This window comes from Ktedonobacter sp. SOSP1-85, assembly GCF_016587415.1.
Lineage (GTDB): Bacteria > Chloroflexota > Ktedonobacteria > Ktedonobacterales > Ktedonobacteraceae > Ktedonobacter.
In genome coordinates, this window is the sequence record NZ_BNJI01000002.1 from 2,206,159 (window position 1) to 2,227,232 (window position 21,074).

General features: G+C 53.6%; 14 protein-coding genes. 8 read left to right on the plus strand and 6 right to left on the minus strand.

Going from position 1 to position 21,074, the window contains the following annotated elements; translation table 11 throughout:
• Positions 1–25 precede the first annotated feature (25 nt).
• The 4 genes from KTE_RS37610 to KTE_RS37625 all read right to left on the minus strand — a co-directional run bounded on the left by KTE_RS37610 (position 26) and on the right by KTE_RS37625 (position 7,282).
• Positions 26–3,355 carry a MupA/Atu3671 family FMN-dependent luciferase-like monooxygenase gene (locus KTE_RS37610; protein WP_201390865.1) on the minus strand — a complete coding sequence of 1,110 codons (3,330 nt, stop codon included), beginning with the start codon at positions 3,353–3,355 and terminating at the stop codon, positions 26–28.
• 91 nt (positions 3,356–3,446) lie between these two features.
• Complete coding sequence (locus KTE_RS37615) at positions 3,447–4,505, minus strand: TauD/TfdA family dioxygenase (RefSeq protein ID WP_201390867.1); 1,059 nt, start codon at positions 4,503–4,505, stop codon at positions 3,447–3,449.
• A 190-nt stretch (positions 4,506–4,695) separates the two neighbouring features.
• Positions 4,696–6,162, minus strand: a complete 1,467-nt coding sequence (locus KTE_RS37620; RefSeq protein ID WP_201390869.1) for a helix-turn-helix domain-containing protein — start codon at positions 6,160–6,162, stop codon at positions 4,696–4,698.
• Between the two features lie 61 nt (positions 6,163–6,223).
• Positions 6,224–7,282, minus strand: a complete 1,059-nt coding sequence (locus tag KTE_RS37625) for an ornithine cyclodeaminase family protein (protein WP_201390871.1) — start codon at positions 7,280–7,282, stop codon at positions 6,224–6,226.
• Between the two features lie 720 nt (positions 7,283–8,002).
• Here KTE_RS37625 and KTE_RS37630 point away from each other — a divergent pair.
• From KTE_RS37630 to sbnA, 7 genes are all read left to right on the plus strand, one after another.
• A complete protein-coding gene (locus KTE_RS37630) occupies positions 8,003–10,678 on the plus strand; it encodes a helix-turn-helix domain-containing protein (RefSeq protein ID WP_201390873.1) in 2,676 nt (891 codons plus the stop codon).
• A 226-nt stretch (positions 10,679–10,904) separates the two neighbouring features.
• Positions 10,905–11,132, plus strand: a complete 228-nt coding sequence (locus tag KTE_RS37635) for an MbtH family protein (protein WP_201390875.1) — start codon at positions 10,905–10,907, stop codon at positions 11,130–11,132.
• A gap of 89 nt (positions 11,133–11,221) precedes the next feature.
• Complete coding sequence (locus KTE_RS37640; RefSeq protein WP_201390877.1) at positions 11,222–11,542, plus strand: hypothetical protein; 321 nt, start codon at positions 11,222–11,224, stop codon at positions 11,540–11,542.
• Between the two features lie 30 nt (positions 11,543–11,572).
• On the plus strand, positions 11,573–11,908 hold the full coding sequence (locus tag KTE_RS37645; protein WP_201390879.1) for a hypothetical protein: 336 nt from the start codon (positions 11,573–11,575) through the stop codon (positions 11,906–11,908).
• A gap of 168 nt (positions 11,909–12,076) precedes the next feature.
• The gene (locus KTE_RS37650; RefSeq protein ID WP_201390881.1) at positions 12,077–13,300 is read left to right on the plus strand and encodes a cytochrome P450; all 1,224 of its coding nucleotides are present in this window, start codon (positions 12,077–12,079) and stop codon (positions 13,298–13,300) included.
• Between the two features lie 251 nt (positions 13,301–13,551).
• A complete protein-coding gene (locus KTE_RS37655) occupies positions 13,552–14,373 on the plus strand; it encodes a thioesterase II family protein (protein ID WP_201390883.1) in 822 nt (273 codons plus the stop codon).
• A 10-nt stretch (positions 14,374–14,383) separates the two neighbouring features.
• Positions 14,384–15,370, plus strand: coding sequence for a 2,3-diaminopropionate biosynthesis protein SbnA (sbnA, locus tag KTE_RS37660; RefSeq protein WP_201390886.1), 987 nt, complete (start codon positions 14,384–14,386; stop codon positions 15,368–15,370).
• Between the two features lie 490 nt (positions 15,371–15,860).
• On the opposite strand, the gene KTE_RS37665 is transcribed toward sbnA, so the two are convergent.
• The gene (locus KTE_RS37665) at positions 15,861–17,153 is read right to left on the minus strand and encodes an erythromycin esterase family protein (protein WP_201390888.1); all 1,293 of its coding nucleotides are present in this window, start codon (positions 17,151–17,153) and stop codon (positions 15,861–15,863) included.
• A 533-nt stretch (positions 17,154–17,686) separates the two neighbouring features.
• Entirely contained in the window at positions 17,687–17,869 is a 183-nt protein-coding gene (locus KTE_RS37670; protein WP_201390890.1) for a hypothetical protein, read from the minus strand.
• Here KTE_RS37670 and KTE_RS37675 point away from each other — a divergent pair.
• Positions 17,868–20,582: a LuxR C-terminal-related transcriptional regulator gene (locus tag KTE_RS37675; RefSeq protein WP_201390892.1), complete on the plus strand. Its 2,715-nt coding sequence runs from the start codon at positions 17,868–17,870 to the stop codon at positions 20,580–20,582. The two genes, KTE_RS37670 and KTE_RS37675, sit on opposite strands and share 2 nt — an antisense overlap.
• Positions 20,583–21,074 lie beyond the last annotated feature (492 nt).

A 21,074-nucleotide genomic window follows, 5' to 3' on the forward strand; every position in this document is an offset into this window, starting at 1 on the left:
CGACGCCTGAAATTGAGCGCAGCCCCTATTTCATGTGTCGGCTTTTCTGGCAACGCTTCTGTAGTACGCTAAGTGAGTAGAGGCCATCCATGACCGTCTCCACGTCGATGCCAAAATCGATGAGACAGGCTATTTCATCAACCCCTATCTCCCCCAGGCTATCGACCAGCTTCTTACAGGTCTGTGGCGTTCCAAAGAGGCCATGCGTCTGAAAGTAGCGCTCGAAGGCATAGGCCAGGACCTGTTCTTGCTCCTCGGGTGAGAGCGCGTCCAGGCGTTCCGATCGGTTGCGCCACAGATCCACTGATGAGCGCAGGTACTCAATGAAAGGTCCCCGTACCTTCTCGCGCACCTCATCCATATCCTCGCCCACAAAAGTATGCAGCATCAGCGTCACATGACCGGTCGCGGGATCATATCCATGCTGGGCGCGCGCATCGCGATAGGCCTTGATCTTCTCCCCCAGTTCTTCGGCGCTTTGAAACAAGAGGCCCGTCAGGACGTTGGCTCCCATGGCCCCGGCCTGGACAAAGCGCTCTGGCGTCCCCGTGCAGGTAATCCAGGGAGTAAGCCTGCTCTGCTTGGGCTGCGGATAGATTTTGATCAGCGCCTCCTTGCCCAGCCCATTGGGCAGGGGGACCGCCTTGCCACTCCAGAGCTCTTGAAAGGTCTCAATGCTTGAGAAGAGCACATCTTTGCGCAGCTCATACTTGTCGGGGGCCAGCACAAAGTCATTCGGGTTCCAGCCAGTCGCGAAAGCCAGGTCTACGCGGCCAGACGAAAGGTTATCGACAACCGACCACTCTTCCGCGACCCGGACTGGGTGATGCATGGGTAAAACGACGCTCCCGGCTCGCAGACGAATCTTTTGCGTCACCATCGCCAGAGCCGAGGCGAGAACGGAGGGATTGGGATAGAGGCCCCCAAAGGGATGGAAGTGGCGCTCCGGTAGCCATACCGCGCTAAAGTCGTGCTGGTCGGCGAAGGTTGCTCCCTTCAGCAGTAGCTCATACTTGTTCTCGGTAAATTCAGCCTCGTTGCTAGAGAAATAAAGCAAACTGAACTGCATCTGCTTTGGCCCGGCGAGTGGTGCTTCTGCCCTGACTGGTTCCTGCTTGATCTGTGGCACGCCGTTGACTTCAAGCGATCCCAGTTGTGCTTCTAGCCACGCCTCGGTCTCATCTTCGCTGAGCGCTTCCACTTCTTCCAGGGCAAAACCACTAGATGTAAGCCACTTATTGAGCGTGCCTGCTTTATTGGAAGGGAAGAGGGTTGTGGTAAGATACTCTACCAGCCTGTTTGGCGTTGGCTCACTTACTAACAGCGGCAGCAGATTGGCAAATGTGCGCCCCAGGCGTGTCTCCAGGCGATTCAAGAGCTGTGTACCACTCAGCGAATCCATTCCAAGCGACAGGAGATTGCACTCGGGCGTGATCTCCGACTTAGGAACCGAGCTGAGAACGGTATGTGCCTGCTCTGTAACGACGGCGAGCAGCATTTCTCTCCGTTGGGCGGACGTGGCCTCTGCCAACTGAGTCAGGAGTACCTGCTGCTGCTCAGGGGTCACCTGGCCTTGCGATGGGGTGGCTTCCTGCTGGATATCAGCCGCGACAACAATAAGCTCGTTCTTCAGGAAGGCGTCCCGGCAGAAGCGGCGCTGAATTTTGCCACTGGAGGTCTTGAAAATGCTGCCATAGCGGATAAGGACAACCGCGTGCGCCTTGATCTCGTATTGCTCGGAGATAGCCTGACGGATGGCCTTGATGATGCCCTCAGGCTCTTCAGGATGGCGTACAACCTCCTGCACAACGACCAGCCTCTCCTCATTGTCTACCTCTACCGAGAACGCTGCTCCGCAACCTGGTCGCAGGGAGGGATGACTACGCTCAACCGTCAGTTCAATATCCTGAGGATAGTAGTTTCGACCTCGAATGATGATCAGATCCTTGATCCTGCCAGCGATATAGACTTCCTCGTTGTAGACAAAACCCAGGTCGCCTGTGCGTACAAATGGTCCTTCATGTGTATCTGAGAGATACGCGTGGAAGATCGCTTCGGTCTCCTGTGGGCGCTCCCAGTAGCCCTGAGCCATACTCGGGCCTTCAACCCAGATTTCTCCGATTTCATTTGGCTCACATACCTGGAGCGTCTCGGAGTTCACGATCAACACGCGTTGATCCCTGGCAATGGACCCGCAGCCCACAATCGCCAGGCTATCCTTGGCTTCATCCGGCTCCGTCACCAGAAAACGCTTCTGCTCTAATTCTGTCCTGTCGAGATAAATAACGTTGGTCTCGGCCTCAACAGTGGCGCACGAGACCATCAAGGTCGTTTCAGCTAAGCCATATGCCGGTGTCATAGCGGTCTTTGGCAGGCCGCAGGAAGCGAAGGTAGAGGTAAAGCGCTCAACGGTCTCGGCTCGCACTGGCTCAGCCGCGTTCCCCGCCAGACGCCAGCTCTCAAGATGGAGTTGGGCGCGTTCCTCAGGCGTGATACGATTGGTGCAGAGTTCATAGGCAAAATTGGGGGCCGCGGTCGTGGTTCCGCGATAATGTGAAATAGCCTGGAGCCAGCGTAGGGGGCGTTGGATGAAAGCCGCGGGGGCCATTAATACTCCCTTGAACCCCACATAAGCTGGCTGGAGCACGCCAAAGATAAGGCCCAGATCATGAAACATGGGCAGCCAGGAGACACAGATACTCTCACCTGTATGTCCGCAGTGGTCGCGTAGCATTTCAGAATTATGTATGAGGTTTCCATGGCTTACCATGACTCCCTTCGGAATACCAGTTGAGCCGGAGGTATACTGGAGAAACGCCAGGGCCTCTGGAGCGGGCGTATAGGGCTGCCATTGCTTAGCAGAACTGACCTCTTCCTGAGCATCAGTGGCAACCCAGCGTAACTCAGAGAAGGCTGGTAGTGGCCTGGACCAGTTGCGCAGCTTGGGCAAGAGCGATGAATGCGTGAGCGCTAGCTTTATGCTTGCATCCACCGCAATTGTCTGGATACGAGGCATCGAGCGGTTGGAGGACGGTGGATAGGCGGGTACGGCGATGATTCCCGCGTACAAGCAGCCCATAAAGGCCGCGATATACTCTAATCCCGATGGAAAGAGCAGGAGCGCACGCTCGCCCGGGCTAATATGTTGTTGTAACGTCGCAGCGATTGAGCGAGCGTGCTCATCGAGTTGAGCATAAGTCATGCGCTCCTCCTGTTCGCCGTCTGTCAGGAAGATATAGGCGCATCGATCAGGTTGATGCAGAGCACGCCAGCGCAGGATATCGACAAAAGTCTTCGCACGTGCCGGTTCCATCGCGACCGTTACCCCAGCTCTGTTTAGCTCCATTTCACTCATAAGTCATTCGCTCCTTACGCTGCTCTTGGCATGCTCGTGCATCCTATCGAAGGCGCTCTATTCTGCTTTGTCAGCAGGTGCACCGCTTTATCTACTTCCAGACATCTTTTTGATAGACAATGTCTGCCATGGCCACGAGAATTTTGCGCGTTCCATCAAAGGGATCACGGGCATGGGCGATGCGCATATTATCTAGCATGATGACATCTCCGGCCTGCCATTGGAAGCGTACTGCGATCCGCTCATAGAGTTCGCTAATCTCTGCGACGACCGAGTCCTCGATGCGCGAGCCATCGCCATAATACACATTGCGCGGCAGGTCCTCCTCGCGGAAGATCGACAGCATGGAGTTACGTACATCTGGGTCCAGGCAGGAGAAATGGTGCAGTTGAATCTGATTGAAGAACAGCATCTCGCCTGTGCGAGGATGCGGAAGCACCGCTGGGCAGAGCTGACGCGTGGTCAGATGCTTGTTGCTCTTCCATTCAAAATCGATATCCGCTTTGCGGCAGTATTCCTCGACCTGTTGCTTATCGGACGTTTGAAAGAACTGCTGCCAGCTGACATCCAGGCCATCGATGAAGTTGCGCACATACATCAACTTCTTCTCAGTCATGCGTTGAATGAGGGCCGGATCTAGCTCTTGATAGGCTTTGCGACAATCAATAATCGGGGTGGCGCCTCTCCCCTCGGCGGCCTTAACACAGTAGAACATGATCTTCATCGGCCACCGATGCGTATGGGAACTTTCATTGTGAAACAAAATTGATTTATCGGCTGGATAGGGAGTGGAGTGATAGACTTTGGCGCCTGGATCATCACGCGGAAGATCACCATATTCGTCAAATAGTTCGCCAGTCTCGCTGGCGGCCAGGGCAAACTCTTCAAATTTCGCGGGCGAGTTAATAGTAAAGTCACGGAATAGGATCGCGCCATATTTGGCAAGCTCGTTCTGGATATACTCGCGATTATTGCCCGCCCAACTCGCCAGGTTCACGCCACTTGTCGTTGGTTGGACAACCAGGGGCAGGGGTTCTTGCTCGCTCAGGTGGCTGGCCTTTGTCAGATTGAAGTCCGCCAGGTTAATCCCTTCGCGTTTTTCGCGAATATTCTTTCGGATGCTATCCTTGAGACTAGGTTTACGTTCCACTGCTGAGTCCCTCCATTTCTCCTGCTGTGCGCCATATCTCTCAAGCACTTATTATATGAATTTTCCGGCTGAAAGTTAATATCACAAGAATATCACCTCTTTTATCAGCTGTCGCTTCAACTAGAACGACAGCCTCCATTGTAGAGGCCATGCTTGCATGGCCTCTACAGCTTATCTTTGGTATCAATTATCACTTAATGGGGAGAGTTAAAAGGTCTGCCAACTCTGTCCTATACTCGCTGCGTGAGGCGATCTTGAGGGCCGCAAGGATGATACTGTATTCTCGTTGAAGCAACTGATCATCCTCTCGATGTCGTGTCACGTAGTTCAGGACATAATCAACGAGGCGTCTCTCGGCCTGTGTACAAGCATTCTGGCTCTGAGCGTAATCTGAGATGGAGCGGTGCAGGAGATAGCGATCTTCTTCATTACACTCTAGCAAGCCTGCATCCACCAGCTGGTCGAGCGTATCCCGGCAAGCGGCGATAACTGCCAGAGCCGCCTCCTCAGAAAATGTGGCGGGCTTGGTAGGAAAGACCGAAAGAGCATAGAGCGCCTGTCGAGCAGGCTCATCGAGTAGCAATTCGTTGAGGGCAATCGTCTCGCGTATGCTCATTGGTATCGTGGTAGGCCCGTTCTGTTGATGGCTAACTACCTGCATCTGGGTGAGCCGCATGCGTTCCTCGGGTAGCTGCATCCGTTTTAATGCACCTTCGAGCCTGCGCCGTTGTCGATGACGCATCTGCACCAACAATGTGTTGCCCATTAATGCCAGCGTCAGGGGGAGCCCTCCAGCTGCCTGGACGATTTTCGGAACCACTTCTAACTCTTGTTCAACCAGGGCGGGCACTATCTGTTTGAACAACTGCATACTTTCGGCGTTTGTTAATTCAGGCACATGCATGGCTTCTTTGCCGGCGAAGCGCGCCGCGACCTCTGGGATGCGCGTTGTCAGTAGGTATGCACATTCGGTTCCTCCGATAGTAAAGGGCAGGGCATCTTTGATATTCCAGACATCATCAAGAATCAGCAGCATCTGTCGCCCTCGTATCGCCTGTTGAAGAATCTGGAACCAGTCATCAACCTGTTGTAGCACCTCCGCTTTTACATGGTTGATGCCCAATAAGGCTCCCCAACGCTGTAGCTCGGCAGATACCTCGGGTCGAGGCCCAAGCGTGGTCCAGAGCACTCCATCAGGAAAATGCTCCTGGACCCTGGCGCTGCTCGCGACCTCCATTGCCAGCATGGTTTTTCCTACGCCGGGTAGTCCATTGATGCCAATAAAACTTCCATGGTTTTCGGAGCAGAGGTCGTGTATGATCTGCTCCAGAAGATGGTCCCGGCCAATCAGCGGTGGATCGCCGGGTTGTCGCACAGGGATCGCATGATCAATGATCTGTTTCTGCGCCCCGTCAGGCACCAGCGTGGGCGTAGATCTGTAGAGCCCGAGATCCTTATATCCTTTGCCAAAGATGGCACTCAATTTCTCTCGATAGATTGGACCTGGATAGGTCGTGCCATTTTCCCAGCGGCTAATCATAAAAGATTGTGGAACATCTATGAGATCGGCTAACTCTTTCTGGGTCCATCCTCGCTCTTGGCGCGCTTTACGTAGAAGTGTATTGGGTAATGACTCAGCAGCTTTTTTGACGGACAAACTAGCAACCTGCCTTCCTGCTTTCTTTGCATCTTCTGGATTGTCTTCTCTTGCTGAATGACTAGCGTTCCAACCATGTTCCAAGTCGCAGCTCACGCGCGTGATGGTAGACACTGGTCGCTATTGCCACATCTTCAAGAGCGAGTCCGAAGGGGTTGACAAGGATGATGTCGTCAATGCTGCGGCGCCCCTCTCTGGTTCCAGTAATGACGTCGCCTAACTGAGCATCAATACGACGATATGACTGCTGCTGAGTACTCATTGCCTCATCTGGTCCAAGTACCTGCCCGGCCCGGTACATGCGACCTATAAGTCGCCGCGGATCGCTTTTCACCAACATCCAGTCATCAACGATCACGCTGTCCGCCTTGAGCACGACCTCAGGCAAAACATCGTCCAGTGATACATTCACCAGAATGGCTCCTGGTTGTAGCCAGGCGAATGGAATGTAGCCTTCAGTTGTGGTTGTCAAGGGGATGATGAGTTGAGCCTGGCGCACCACTTCTTCTGGCGAACGCAGAATGCGCAGTTCTATCGCATTCTGCTCCAGCATTGGTGTGAGGCTGGCTTGAAGGGCCTGGCTTCTCTCCTCGGAGAGATCAAATAGCAAGACCTGCCGCAAGTGAGGATAACGGCGCTGACGCTCTTTGAGCAGTAAGGCTATATGGGCCTGAGCCTGCACGCCTGCACCAATGATCCCTACCCGCTCTATTTCTGGCCCCTTCAGCTCCTGGGATGCCAGTAGAGAAACGCTGGCAGTGCGCAGGCTTGAGATGTATGCGCCCTCCATGATGCAGTATGGACGCCCGGTTGTGGGATGATGCAGAAGTGTAAGGCCACTTGCTCGCGGATAGCCATGTTTGTAATTATTGATGTTGCCGTTGATGATTTTTGTGCCGACACTATTAATTGTTCCTCCTACATAGCCTGGCATATTTAAACTGCGTACATGTTCACCGAGACTGTTCTGCCAACCCAGGTAGGACTCATCCGGCAGGATCGTCTGTTCGGCTCCATGTAAGCGGAAAACCTCGCGCAAAATATCGATGCTATCAAGTACCTGACAACTCTGTTCTACCTCTCGTCGATTAAGGTAGAGCAAACGGTCATTCTCGTCCATGAGATCATTACCCCTCTCTGTGTATTGATGCTAAGGCCCTGTTTTTTTGCAGCTCTTCTGCTCTTGATTCTTGTAAAACCTTTCATCATAAAATTGTTTGAAAAGCCGCTTGAATCACTATTAGCATTTAAGAACCTTTGAGCAGAAATGTGAAACTATTAATTTAATTACCCGAGCCTATCGAGTCTCGCCAAAACCAAGTATACCCGGCAAAATTCACAACATAGCTATGAATTTTGTGGACTATCTAACACTTGATTGATTGCTCAATAATGTATAATATCGAAGTAACGCGTAATACAATTACAATAGAAAAATATTGCCATTCCTACTATAAAATTCAAATAGAGCTTTTACGCAAAAAGCTCTAGCACCTTTTCGCATTCACCTCCTTACCATGCACAATGCTCAGTCGTCTGTTCAACAACTTGAGGGGAGAGAGAAGTCAGGTGGATTGTAGGGGAAGAGCTTGCTCTGCCTCCGAGCGGAGCGACCTTCTCGCGCAGAGTTATCGGCCTGCGGGCCGGGCGAGTCCATGCCAGCATGGACCCTACATATTCTGTGTGCTTCCTTTCTCACCTGGACTTTGTAAACAAACCGCTCAGTAACGACTCCACTTATCCTTTGGTATAGTGATCTTTGCATCTGTGACGTTGCACAGGACATGAGCTATGGTGGTGAGAAGTTCCAGTTTAGACACGTATGAAAGGATTCATGCACATGGCAACATTTCTTCCCATGAGCTTTGGGGAGGCGCTTAAAGCCGCACGAAAACGCAAACGTTTGACACAAAAACAACTGGCCCAATTGCTTGGGATGCACTATAATACTATTTCTGCATGGGAGCTGGGGACTTACCTGCCCGAGACCCGTGGATTAGTCCTGGAGTTAGCTCGCCACCTGGAATTGGATGAACAGGGAACTCGCCACCTGCTGGAAGCCAGCCTGACCGCGGTCTCTCCCCGTTGGAATATTCCCTATCAGCGCAATCCCTTTTTCACTGGCCGCGAGATTCTTCTGGAGCAACTGCATGCCGCTTTCCAGCGTGAAGGCGACGATCCACTCAAACACTCGTGTGCCTTAATTGGCTTGGGTGGCGTGGGCAAAACCCAGACCGCCATCGAATATGCCTATCGCTATGCCAATGAATACTCCGTCATCTCCTGGGTGAGCGCCCAGACTCATGAAAGCCTTGTCTCCAGCTTTGTGGTCCTCGCCGAACTACTAAATTTGCCGGAGAGGCGAGAACAGGACCAGAATCGCATTGTTGCCGCCACCTTCCAATGGCTCAATAACCATGATCAATGGCTGCTGATTTTTGACAATGTTGAAAACATTGCGCTGGTGAAACGCTTCATCCCCACAACTATGCGCGGTTCCTTGCTCTTCACATCCCGCCGACAGGCTCTTGGAGTTACCGCCCAGGTGCTATACCTGGAACCTATGGACTCGGAGGAGGGGATCCAGTTCTTGCTTCGTCGTGCCAGGCTCCTCGATACAAGCAAAACACAAGAGTCTCTCCCTGAAGAGGAGAAGGCCATAGCTCAAGACATCATCTCTGCCATGGGAGGGCTTCCCCTGGCTCTCGATCAAGCTGGCTCTTACATTGAGGCCACGCATTGCACCCTCTCTGACTACTTTTATCTACATCAAGCATCACAGCTGGACCTGCTTGACGAGCGAGAGACTCATGACGATCACCCCATGTCTGTTGTCAGAACCTTCACGCTGATCTTCAAACAACTTGAGCAACATAATGCCCAGGCAGCCGAGATGCTTACAGTCTGCGCCTTTCTTGCCCCCGAAGCCATTCCCGAAAGCTTTTTTAGCGCGGGTGCGCCCTATCTGGGGCCGACCTTTGAGAAGCTGGCCAGCGAACCTATTGTCTTCCATTCTGCCATCCGGGCTTTGCTGATGTTTTCTCTGCTTCAGCGCAATAATGAGACTCATACAGTGACCATTCATCGCCTGGTACAGGCTGTGCTGAAAGGCACGCTCTCAAAAGTGACACAGCGGATCTGGGCCACACGTGTTGTCCACACCATGAGCAAGCTCTTCCCCTCAAGCGAATTGACTGAAGCTGATTACTGGCAAAACTGTGAACGGCTCTTACCTCACGCGCTGGTGTGTATTGAGTTTAGCGAGCAATGGAGTGACAACGATGCGCTCAGTGTTACCTCTTTGATGAATCATGTTGCAGCCTATCTCCTGGAGCGCGCCCGCTATAGCGAGGCGGAGCCCCTCTTCCAGAAGGTCTTGCGCATTGGTGAGCAAGTATTGGGGAGCGAGCATCCCCATATTATGGCCGAAGCCTTTCATGGGTTAGCTGGTCTCTCCGCCCGACAGAGCAAGTATGAGCAGGCGGAACAGCTCTTCCAGCGTGCCCTGCGTATCCGCGAACATCTGTTGGGAGCTGACCACCCGCTTGTGGCGTCTTCCCTCAATGGGTTGGCTTTACTCTACTACCGACAGAGCAAGTATGAGCAGGCGGAACAGCTCTTTCAACGTGCCATACGTATTCACGAACAGTTTCTAGGAGCCGAACATCCTCTTATTGCGAACTCCCTCAACGGGCTGGCCGTCCTCTATGGAGATCAGGGGCGATATGAATTGTCTGAGCTACTCTACCTACGTGCCCTGCATATCCGCGAAAAGCTTCTCGGGGCTGAGCATCCCCAGGTCGCGACCCTCCTCAACAACATAGCCATGGACTACTATGAGCAGGGAAAGTATGAACAGGCGGAGTCTCTCTTCCAGCGAGCGTTGCATATCTGGCAACGTGAGTTAGGCTCTGAGCATCCCCGTGTGGCCTATCCCCTGCTTAACCTGGCCAATCTCTATCGCGATCAGGGAAAGTATGAACAGGCGGAGCCGCTCTTCCAGCGTGCGCTACATATCTGGGAACAAGGGATGGGAAGCGAACATTTTCTGGTTGCCGATGTTTTGCATGGGCTGAGCGTTCTTTACAGAGAGCAAGGGAAATTGCAGCTAGCAGAGCCACTCGCACTGCGTACCTTGAAGATCAGGCAAGAGGTCCTGGGGATGCAGCATCTCTATGTCGCGGTAGCACTGACCAACTTGGCGGCGCTCTACACTGAGCAGGAGAAGTATCAGCAGGCCGGGCCTTTATTTCTACAAGCCGCCCAGATTCGCGAACAAGCCTCAAGTCAGCAGCATCCCGAGAACGCAGATGCCCTGTATGAACAGGCGTACTTCTACCAGCGCCAACAGCAGTTGACCCGGGCACTTCCTCTTTATCAACAAGCCCTGTCCATTTATGTACAGGTATTAGGCTCCCAGCATCCCAAAACGAAAAAAACACGCCACATTTGTATCCAACTCCTACACGAACTAAAACTTACCGAAGAAGCCATAGCCCTGGAAGCACAGGCATAGTGCGCTCAGTGATGCCTGTAGTATTGGAGTATATGCTATGTTTAGAGAATTCAGGCATGCTGGGTCTTCCAAACATGTTATATACTCCAACTTATCATTCACCATGATATATGCATTGATATCAGCATGATATTAACTTTGGCATGCATATCCATATAATGGGAATTGCATATACAAAAAGCAATTACTTAGTTCCTCTCCTGATGAGAAGAAAGGAAAGAGAACCATGGCTAGAGATGATGAGGAAGACAAGACTATATACAAGGTTGTTATCAACCACGAGGAACAATATTCGATCTGGGCTGCTGACCGCGAAAACCCCCTCGGCTGGCGTGATGTTGGTAAAAGTGGACTCAAGTCCGAATGTCTCGCCTACATCAAAGAGGTCTGGACTGATATGCGCCCTCTGAGCCTGCGTAAGCAGATGGAGGCACAGGTGCAGAATCAGGCGTGAAGCCCGGGCATAGGTGCCTGATAAATCTTCTCTTCTTTACTTAAGAAAGAGATCACTTAGCCTATTGAATATGCAGAGGAGACGATGGCATGCGCAAATATTGCAAAGCATACTATTTAAAAGATCTGAGACAATTCACTGACTGGACAGAGAAGCAAGACGCATCTGAAACAGCCCTCTCAGACGAAACTGTCGTGTATCTCTGGGATGATTTTACCGTCGTGAAGAGCCCGGTTATTCCTGACAAAGGCCTGATATTTGACGCTGTCACACCCGAATGGCAGGCTTTCTGCAAAGAAACCTTAGCCTTTGAGATTCCTGAAGACCTGCGCTACGCGTACCAACAGGCCGACGACCAGAAAACTTCTTCTGAGAGTGCTGCTGGCGAGCAGAGCACGGTGTCGGTGTAAGGCTACAGGGAACAGAAAGGAGCTGCCTTTATGGATGAACTTGTTAAGCGCCTCTCTGAGGGAGATCACCCCGTCACTGTAGGTGGTCCTCAACCCTCCGTAAGTGAATTGCGGAAACGTCTTGAAGAGATGGGCTATGTCTTTGTTAAATTTACCGATACACGCGGAGGAACCGATCTAGGCGTGCGCGTTGATAAAAGCGCGACTGATCTCAGTCGGGCCGCTTTTGATCAGGCTTCAGGAATCGTTCATATTGAGGGAACGCTAACCCTCAACTACGTTAAAGTGCGCTGCATTGCGGACATTGATCTGGAAACCCTGAATGGAACCGGTCACCTGGTAACCCTGGAAGAGGTTCATCTCTAATCAACCGCACGGTCCCTGCCACCCAATCAAATTATAGGGTCTATATCCTGGCATGGATGTATGGTGAGAGCGAGACATTACAGCTTGTGAGAGAAGTCCATGCCAGTCTGGATTCTACAATGAAGAATTTTTTGGTAAACAGGCCGCATCACGTGAGAAGGTTTTCGTATGCAGAGAGCACGCAGACAGAATCGCACCTTCAGTGTCTCCAGCTTGCGCCGTCACTATACAAATCCCTTTGCCCTGTATGATGCCCTTAGAGCACATGACTCCATCTATTTCGACGCCTCAAGTCGCTGCTGGCTTGTGACAGGTTACCACGCCACAACGGCAATTCTAGATGATCCGCGCTTTACATCGCGGCTGGATGATAGCAGCGCGCAGTCGCTTGTGAGCAAGCAGATGGTCTTTATGGACGGCGAGGAGCATCAGCGGCGGCAGAATGCCCTGTTGCGGCCCCTGGCCCAGATGAGCAAAAGGATGCCGGATGCCATTCGCTTGTTTGCTCAAGAGGGACTGGAGACGCTGCGGCGTACAGGCGAAATGGATGCGGTGAATGACTTTGCCGCCCATATTTCATTAATGAGTATAGCCCATGTTCTGGGAATGCCGCTCGATGATCATGAGCAACTCTTGCAGCTTGAGCGCTGGTCTGATACCTTCGGCGATGCAACCAGCGGCTATTTTCATGGCGATATGCAAGACGTGGCACGCCTCGAAGACTACTTCAGGCAACTTATTGAGACGAAGCGTCGCCACCCTGACTCTGACGCTGATGATCTGCTCAGTGGTTTTATCGCGGCCAAAGATGTCTTTCCCGAGGACGATGACCTGATCTCAAACTGCATGATGGTTTTCGCTGCTGGCCGTATCACCACCAAGAAACTCCTGGGCAATGGTATTCAGATCTTGCTAGAACATTGGAGTGAGGTCCAGAAACTCTATCAAGAAAATCCCAAAGCCATCACCAAAATGCTTGGCGAAGAACTCCTGCGCATGGTCACGCCTACACGCTGTCTGATCCGACAGGCCGTTGAGGACGTCGATCTCTCGCACCTGGCCACGGGTCCCCACCTGGTTCGTCGTGGAGAGCGCCTGTTGCTGTTTCTAGAGGCGGCGAACTATGATCCCGCTAGCTTCTCCTGTCCGGCCCAGTTCGATCCCCAACGCCGTCCTAACAGACAGGTCGCCTTTGGCTTTGGCCCCCATCAGTGTCCCGGAGCAACCTTGGCGCGCCTGGAGATACAGATAGCACTAGAGGCCCTGCTCTCAATTGTCGACTTGAAAGCCCACAGCGATATGCAGCCTGTCTGGAATCCTAATCCCAACCTGGGGGGCTATCTCTCCTTCTACGTGGTTTCGCAAACGGTCAAGCGCGGCAGTTGCCCTTGAGAGTGCTTGCATTCCTGCCGTCCTGGTCCATGAAATCGGTGCTTGAGGCTTAAACTGGGAGGAGCTGGTGGAGATATCCCTGAATGTCTTGCTCTCTTTTCCACTGTTGTGGATAGCCAAGGAGGGAAATAGAGCCTAATTGGCATATCTGATTGTGTAGCGATAACAAAAATGATAAGAGCTAGATATTCACTTTTTTAGCTGCCAGGTGTATTACATTCTTAGCGGTGTTCCATCTGAAGGGATACGATATGCAGGGCTTTACACATCAGAGCCATAACAAACACAACACCACTTCAAGCCTGGAGCGGTTTCTTATTCGTCCGCCAAAGGCCCAGGCATGCCTGCGGCTATTCTGTTTCCCCTATGCTGGCGGAGGAGCCTCAGCATTTCACAACTGGGCAAAGCATCTCCCTCCTGAGATTGATAGCTGTCCTATCCAGTTGCCAGGACGAGAGGACAGGATTCGCGAAAAACCTCACACGACGCTCCCCGCCTTAATTGATGCACTTCTCAACGCGCTTTTGCCATATATCGAGACACCTTTTGCCTTTTTCGGCCATAGCATGGGGGCTATAATCGCTTTCGAGCTAGCCCGCCAATTGCGCCGTCGTTCACTTCCAGGCCCTACCCGTTTATTTGTCTCTGCGCACCGTGCTCCGCAAATCCCTGATCCCGATCCACGGATTTATAGCCTGCCAGAAGCCGAGTTCATTACAACATTGCGCCAACTGCAAGGAACACCGGACGAGGTTTTACAAAACCCTGAACTCCTGGAGCTATTTGTGCCAATTTTACGAGCCGACTTCGAGCTTATCGAGACATACCGCTATAGAGCAGAAGCTTCCCTTGCATGTCCGATCTCTGTATTCGGCGGCCTGCAAGACAGTAAGATCACGCGCACTGACCTTGAGGCCTGGCGCGAACAGACATCACAGGCATGTGTTCTTCGTATGTTTGCGGGAAATCACTTCTTTCTCCACTCTGTACAAACCATGCTTCTCCATACTATTGCGCAAGACCTCTTTCGTGATTTCCAGGCCGACTCCCGACTTCCTAATAAAGTAAAGTAAGGAACATACTATGATCTATGAATCAGTTGCTGATTGTATTGGCCAGACGCCTCTGGTCTATCTGAGGCGCTTGTTCCCCTATCATGAACTGGAGGTCATTGCCAAGCTAGAGTTTCTCAATCCAGGTGGCAGCATCAAAGACCGGCCAGCCAGGTTTATCGTTGAGCAGGGACTAAAAAATGGAATGATCACGCCCCAGACACACCTTATTGAGAGTTCTTCGGGGAATCTGGGCATCGCGCTGGCAATGATTGCACGCATTTATAACCTGGCCTTCACCTGCGTTGTCGATCCAAAGATATCGCCGATGAACCTGCGTATCTTAAAACAGCTTGGCGCTGGCGTCGAGATGGTGACGACCGCCGATGACCAGGGAGGATACCTCAAAACACGCATCCAACGGGTCCAGGAATTACTGCATTATATTCCTCATAGCCAGTGGATTAATCAATATGCCAATCAATTAAACTGGCAGGCTCACTACTCTCATACTGGAGAGGAGATCAGCACGCAACTCGACCGGGCGCCAGATTGCCTGGTGGTCGCCGTAAGCACAACCGGCACAATATTGGGGCTAGCTCGTCGTTTGCGCAGGGACAACCCGAATTTACGGGTGATTGCTGTTGATGCTGTTGGATCAGTCATCTTTGGCGCACCCGCCGGACCACGCGAGATTCCCGGCATTGGGGCCAGCCGCGTACCTGAACTGCTTTGTAGAGACGAGATCGATGAAGTTGTGTATGTAAATGATCGCGAGTCAATTCAAGGTTGTCATGACCTTGTAGCACGAGAAGGGATTTTTGCGGGTGGCTCTTCTGGTTCTGTCGTTGCCGCTGTCCAAAAACTGTTGTCGACATTCCCTCCTCGCTACCGTGTGATTACTATTTTCCCGGATCGTGGTGATCGCTATCTAGATATAGTGTACAACGATGAGTGGGTCAGCAGCCAGCTAGGATCCTATGAGCTTGCCTTCCCTTCGTGGAAGAGGAAAAACTGAATTCTACAGAGGAGGAGAGGGATGGTTAGAGGCTATTAATTGGCGGCCAGCACCTCTGGGCTGATCAGAGGTTGGGGCAGTTCGACTCCAACGAGCGACTAGGTTCCCGAACTGATGTACCCCCAACCATCCGAAGAGGAGACTGGCGCAGCCGCAATGGCCGACCCCTTTGTAAATGTGCGAATGAGGTGGGCGGATTCTGGCTCTTCCTCACTTGGCGTGAGAATAGAGAGGCGTCAAAAGGGAATGTGCTGATAATGATTGCCTGCCGAAGCTCATTGAAACAAACCGATGAGCCGAAAATGGTAGAGCTTTCACTCCAAGTGAGGAAGAGCCATTTCGTTCCGTGATTTACAGGTAGCGACCACTCCAAAATGGAGGCTCTCCGCTTCTTGGTTTGCCTTCACATTGGAATGATCTCTTTAGAACTCAGCACCCGCGTATCTCGCGATCAGAAGGCGTTATTGCTCGGAACGTGCGCTCCAGCCTTCTAGAAATGGCCCCACCCATTGTATGTCGTTGTATCCAGGACAGCGAACCAATCGAAATCGGTGAAGCTTTGGACGCCTAGTGGTTCATAGCTCCTGTTCTTATGACTGCCAGAGCGAAGCGGAAGTGCCGCCATTTCCTCGGCAGGAAGCCCTTGTTCTTGATGGGTGGAAATGAACCGCACTGGTCCGGGAGCGGATGTTAACCGCGCCTCAAGCGTCCCGGCTTCTGGCTGGTCGATCCCGTTGGCTGGCGATTCTCCTACGGCTGAGCCGATGACGGCATAGCGGCGACCGAACATTCCATGAAGATGAGATCCAACGGGCCACCAGATCAGCGTCTCATTCCCCCATTGCACTTTTCCACGCTTGAGATGGCTATTGTGGGCAAAAACCAAGACGTTGCCTCGTCCCTGTTCACGGGAGACGATGTACGCCAGATTCTCTGCCATCATGGCGGCACGTATGCCGAGCAGGCGGGCCTGGCGTTGCTCGGACGGTTGCGCGAGCGTAGCATGATAGTGCAGGAGCTGCTGAGCCACCACAGCATAGTGGACGGCTTCTCGATAGCGGCTCTCGTCGCTCTTTGCGACCAGTTCGGGACGGCGCACGCGCAGCTCTGCAATCAGCTCCTCGGTCTCGATCCGCAATGCGGTTGCCTCCGGTGATTGGCCTATCGCTTGCGTCGGGTCGAGCGCGGCAGCCGGATTCTCCCAGGCAGCGTCCTGTCCGAGCAGCGGGTCGATGCGCTTGCGATACTCCTGGCCAAGGGCCTCATCTCTCTCGCTGAGGTAATCAAGCGCAAAGTGCAGTGTCTGGCGGGGACTATCTGCGATTATATCGGTCGGGCTATCGAAACCATAGAACTGGAGTTTTGTAGGGTGAGCTGGATCAGCATTGTATTGTCTCATCCACTCGACCAGCTCGCGATTCGCTTCGAACGTTCCGAAACCGTGGCTAAAGCCAGTATCCTGCACCGCCTCATAGGATGCCGGACCGTGGCCAAGCACGTATTCGTTGACGAGGGGTCCTCGAGGAAAACTGCTCTCAATGGCAATGGCGCTGTAGCCATGGGCTTCTACAAGGCGTTGGAAGAGCTGGTTGCGAAGGACAAGCAGCTCTTCCCCTCCATGGAGTGCTTCTCCAAAGCCAAGCAATGCTACCTCCTCGCCAAGTGAGTCGATCACCGTATCAACGGCGGCGTTGAAGTCCGGGCGAGAAACGAGCGAGCATGGGATCGCCTCGTGTGCTATCCAGTCGTCGAGTGTCGCATATACTCTTGCTGAGTGCGTCATTGGTCTACCCTCCGTTGTTTTCACTGTGTCATTCATCCAAGGAGAAATCTTCTCTTTCTGCCGCTTCTATCTCTCATGCTCTCGTCTACTGCTCTCGAGAGCATGGGAGCCTGGACAAGTGAGAACACTCTCCAGGCTTCAGCAGATCGAGCATTCGGTTGCATGCATGCATCTCCGATCCAAGCTGGCCAGGCTTTTTCTGGATCACGTCTCTACGGTACAACACAGATGCAAGATTAGAGGGTAGAAAGAGAGCCAGGAGAGTGCGTATGGACATACATGGATCATAGCAGGCTCAATATACTTGGATTTCTGTGATAGAACGAGGAGTGTATCGCAAAAAAGTCTCAAACGCGAACTTGGGAGTTCTACATGAAGCTTGGCAATACATTACGCACTATCGAGTCTTCCCAGGGCTGCTGGAATGAGCGTCGAGCCGGGTACGCGACCAGAGCAGCCGCTATCGCCTCTCCCACCTCAACTTGGCGGGGAATTGCGTCTATATGGCAAGGAAATGCCTCAACGCCTTGTTTTTAGTTGAAGAATGGAGTACGATTACGCGCAGAGGTATCTAGCGCTTCATGTGGCCCCAGGCCCATGAGAAGGAACGACGCATGAAGACGTTTGCCTTTGAGCAGTGGTGTAATCGGCTTCAGCTTCCGACTGCCACGCGTGACTTCCTCCTTTGAACCACCAGAAGGAAAAGAAGCAGACATGCCTACGCCCATTCTCACCACGAAACTGTATCTCCCTCGGCTTCGGCTTCACGTAGTCAACCGCCCTCGCCTGATCGAGCGGTTGAACGAGGGTTTGCACCGCAAACTGACCCTTATCTCTGCCCCCGCAGGCTTTGGGAAAACTACGCTGGCCACTGCATGGGTCGAGGGCATCAAGCGACCAACCGCCTGGCTATCTCTGGACGAAGGTGAGAACGATCCTACCCGCTTTCTGATCTACCTTATCGCGGCTGTGCAGACGATTGCGCCCACGCTTGGCGAAGGGGTCTTGCGTGCGCTCCAATCAAGTCAGCCACCACCACCCGAAGCGATGCTGACGGCTCTGCTCAATGACCTGGCGAGCATCAAAGATCCGTTCGTCCTCGTCCTGGACGACTACCACGTGATTGAGGCCCAATCGGTTGACCTGGCCCTCACCTATTTCGTCGAACATCTGCCCCCGCGCATGCACCTGGTCATCACCACTCGTGAAGACCCACATCTCCCCCGGGCCCGCTTACGCGCCCGGGGCCACCTGACCGAACTGCGCGCCGCCGACTTGCGGTTTACCTCCTCCGAAGCCGCCGCCTTTCTCACCCAGGTGATGGGTCTCACTCTCTCCACACAGGACATCGCCCGACTTTCAGACCGCACCGAGGGTTGGATTGCTGGCCTGCAATTCGCTGCGCTTTCCCTGCAGGGCCACCAGGATGTTCCCGGCTTCATCCAGGCATTCGCTGGAGATCACCGATACATCGTGGACTACCTAGTCGAAGAGGTCTTGCAGCGTCAGCCCGAACCGGTGCGCAACTTCTTACTCCAGACCTCCATTCTCGACCGGTTGAGTGGTCCGCTGTGCGATGCTGTCACTGGTCAAGAAGAAGGCAGCGCGCGGTTGGAAGCCCTGGAGCGAGGCAACTTCTTTGTCGTTCCGCTCGATGACAAACGCCACTGGTATCGCTATCACCACCTCTTTGCTGATGTGCTCGCAGCGCATTTGCGGGTAGAGCAGCCCGAGCAGGTCTCGACACTACATCAGCGCGCGAGCGAGTGGTACGAACGTCATGGTTCGGTGGGCGATGCGATCCGCCACGCACTGACCGCCGAGGACTTCGAGCGAGCGGCGGACCTGGTCGAGCTGGCAATTCCGGAAATGCGCAGGAGTAGACAGGATGCCACGTTGCTTGGCTGGTTCAAGGCGCTCCCCGACGAGCTGTTTCACTTCAGGCCCGTGCTCAGCGTTGGGTATGCCTATGCATTACTGGCTAGCGGCGAGCTCGAGGCCGTCCACGCCCGATTGCGGGACGCCGAACGGTGGCTGGATACGACGGCAGACACGAGGGCGTTTGCGCTTGCTCCATCAACTGAGATGGTCGTCATGGATGAAGAGGAATTTCGCCAGCTCCCGGCTTTGATAGCCGTGTACCGTGCCGCGCGTGCCCAGGTCCTGGGCGATGTGTCCGACACCATAAAATACGCCCGGCGGGTGCTCGACCTCGTACCTGAGGAAGACCATCTCGGGCGCGGAGCAGCAGCGGCGCTCCTGGGGCTCGCGTCCTGGGTGAGCGGGGATCTAGAGGCAGCACACCGGACGTTTGCCGATGGCATAGCGAGTGTGCAGATGGCCGGAAACATCTCTGACGCCATCAGTGGCACCATCGCCCTGGCTGATATCAGGATGGCGCAAGGTCGTCTCCATGAGGCCATGCGGACCTACGAGCGCTCTTTGCAGGAGGCGATGACGCTGGGGGAGCCTGTCCTGCGGGGAACGGCAGACCTGTATGTGGGCATGAGCGAGCTCTACCGGGAGCAGAACGATCTGGATGTCGCCGAGCAGCGCCTGCTGAAAAGCAAGGAGCTGGGCGAGCGCACAGGGTTCCCGCAAAACCGGTCTCGTTGGTGCGTTGCTCTGGCTCGCATACGGGAGGCCCAGGGAGATCTGGACGGCGCTCTGGACCTGCTCCACGAGGCAGAGCGCCTGTATGTGAGAGACTTCTTCCCCAATGTGCGTCCTGTAGCGGCGCTCGTGACACGGGTGTGGGTCGCGCAGGGGAGGTTAGGCGAGGCCCTTAGCTGGGCGCGTGAGCAGGGCTTGTCCATTGTGGACGACCTCAGCTATCTGCGCGAGTTCGAGCACATCACCCTGGCCAGGGTGCTCCTGGCCAGGTCTAAGAGCGACTGTGCAGACCGCTCTCTGCTTGAGGCAATGGGACTGCTCTCGCGCCTCCTGAAAGCAGCGCAAGAAGGTGAGAGGACGGGAAGTGTCATCGAAATCCTGGTGCTCCAGGCGCTCGCCCACCAGATGCAAGGTGACATCTCTGCTGCTCTCATGGCACTGCAACAGGCACTCTCGTTGGCCGAGCCGGAGGGCTACGTCCGCATGTTTGTGGACGAAGGCCCACCCATGACGGTCCTGCTAGAAGGAGCCGCGAAACACGGGATTGCCCCGAACTATGTCCGTCAACTCCTGACAGCCCTGGGCTCAGCTTCAGACAGAACGCCTGTCAAACAGGTTTTGATCGAGCCACTCTCGAAACGTGAGCTTGAAGTGCTTCGACTGTTCAGAACTGACTTGAACGGCCCAGAAATCGCCGACGAACTCGTAGTGTCCCTCAACACCTTGCGTACCCACACCAAAAACATTTACAGCAAGCTTGGGGTGAACACCCGGCGGGCAGCGGTCCGCCGGGCTGAGGAACTTGATTTGTTCTAACGAACCCAGCTCCCACCAACCCCAGCAGATGTGTCGAACCACTGCCGGGGCTTTTTTTCTCCATCACAGCCTTCCGATTACCAAATCACCATACCAATCACCACATGTGGTGATGCCTTCTCACCACATTCATAGGTATATTCTGATCAAAGAAAAGAACGCATGCAACGCCGTGGAGATTGATCCATGTCACCAGACCCCATAGCTAAAGCCAGGGGCTTGCACCTCACCTCCCTCTACAGGGGACCAGGGGTGGACGCATTAGCATTCAGGGCAAGCCTGAACACCGTTAGGACGGGTGACAAGCGGTTCAACCAACCGCCACTCTCCGGAGAGAGTCGCCCCACCAGGAAAAGATACTCACAGGTTGAGCTCGCGAGTAGGGCTTTGGCCCCATGCCGATCCTGGCATGCTGAACAGTCTGGCTGATGCAGGTATCCATGCATCACAAACAGTTTCTCTTGAGTCAGAGGAGTGCCTTTGCTCTAGCCT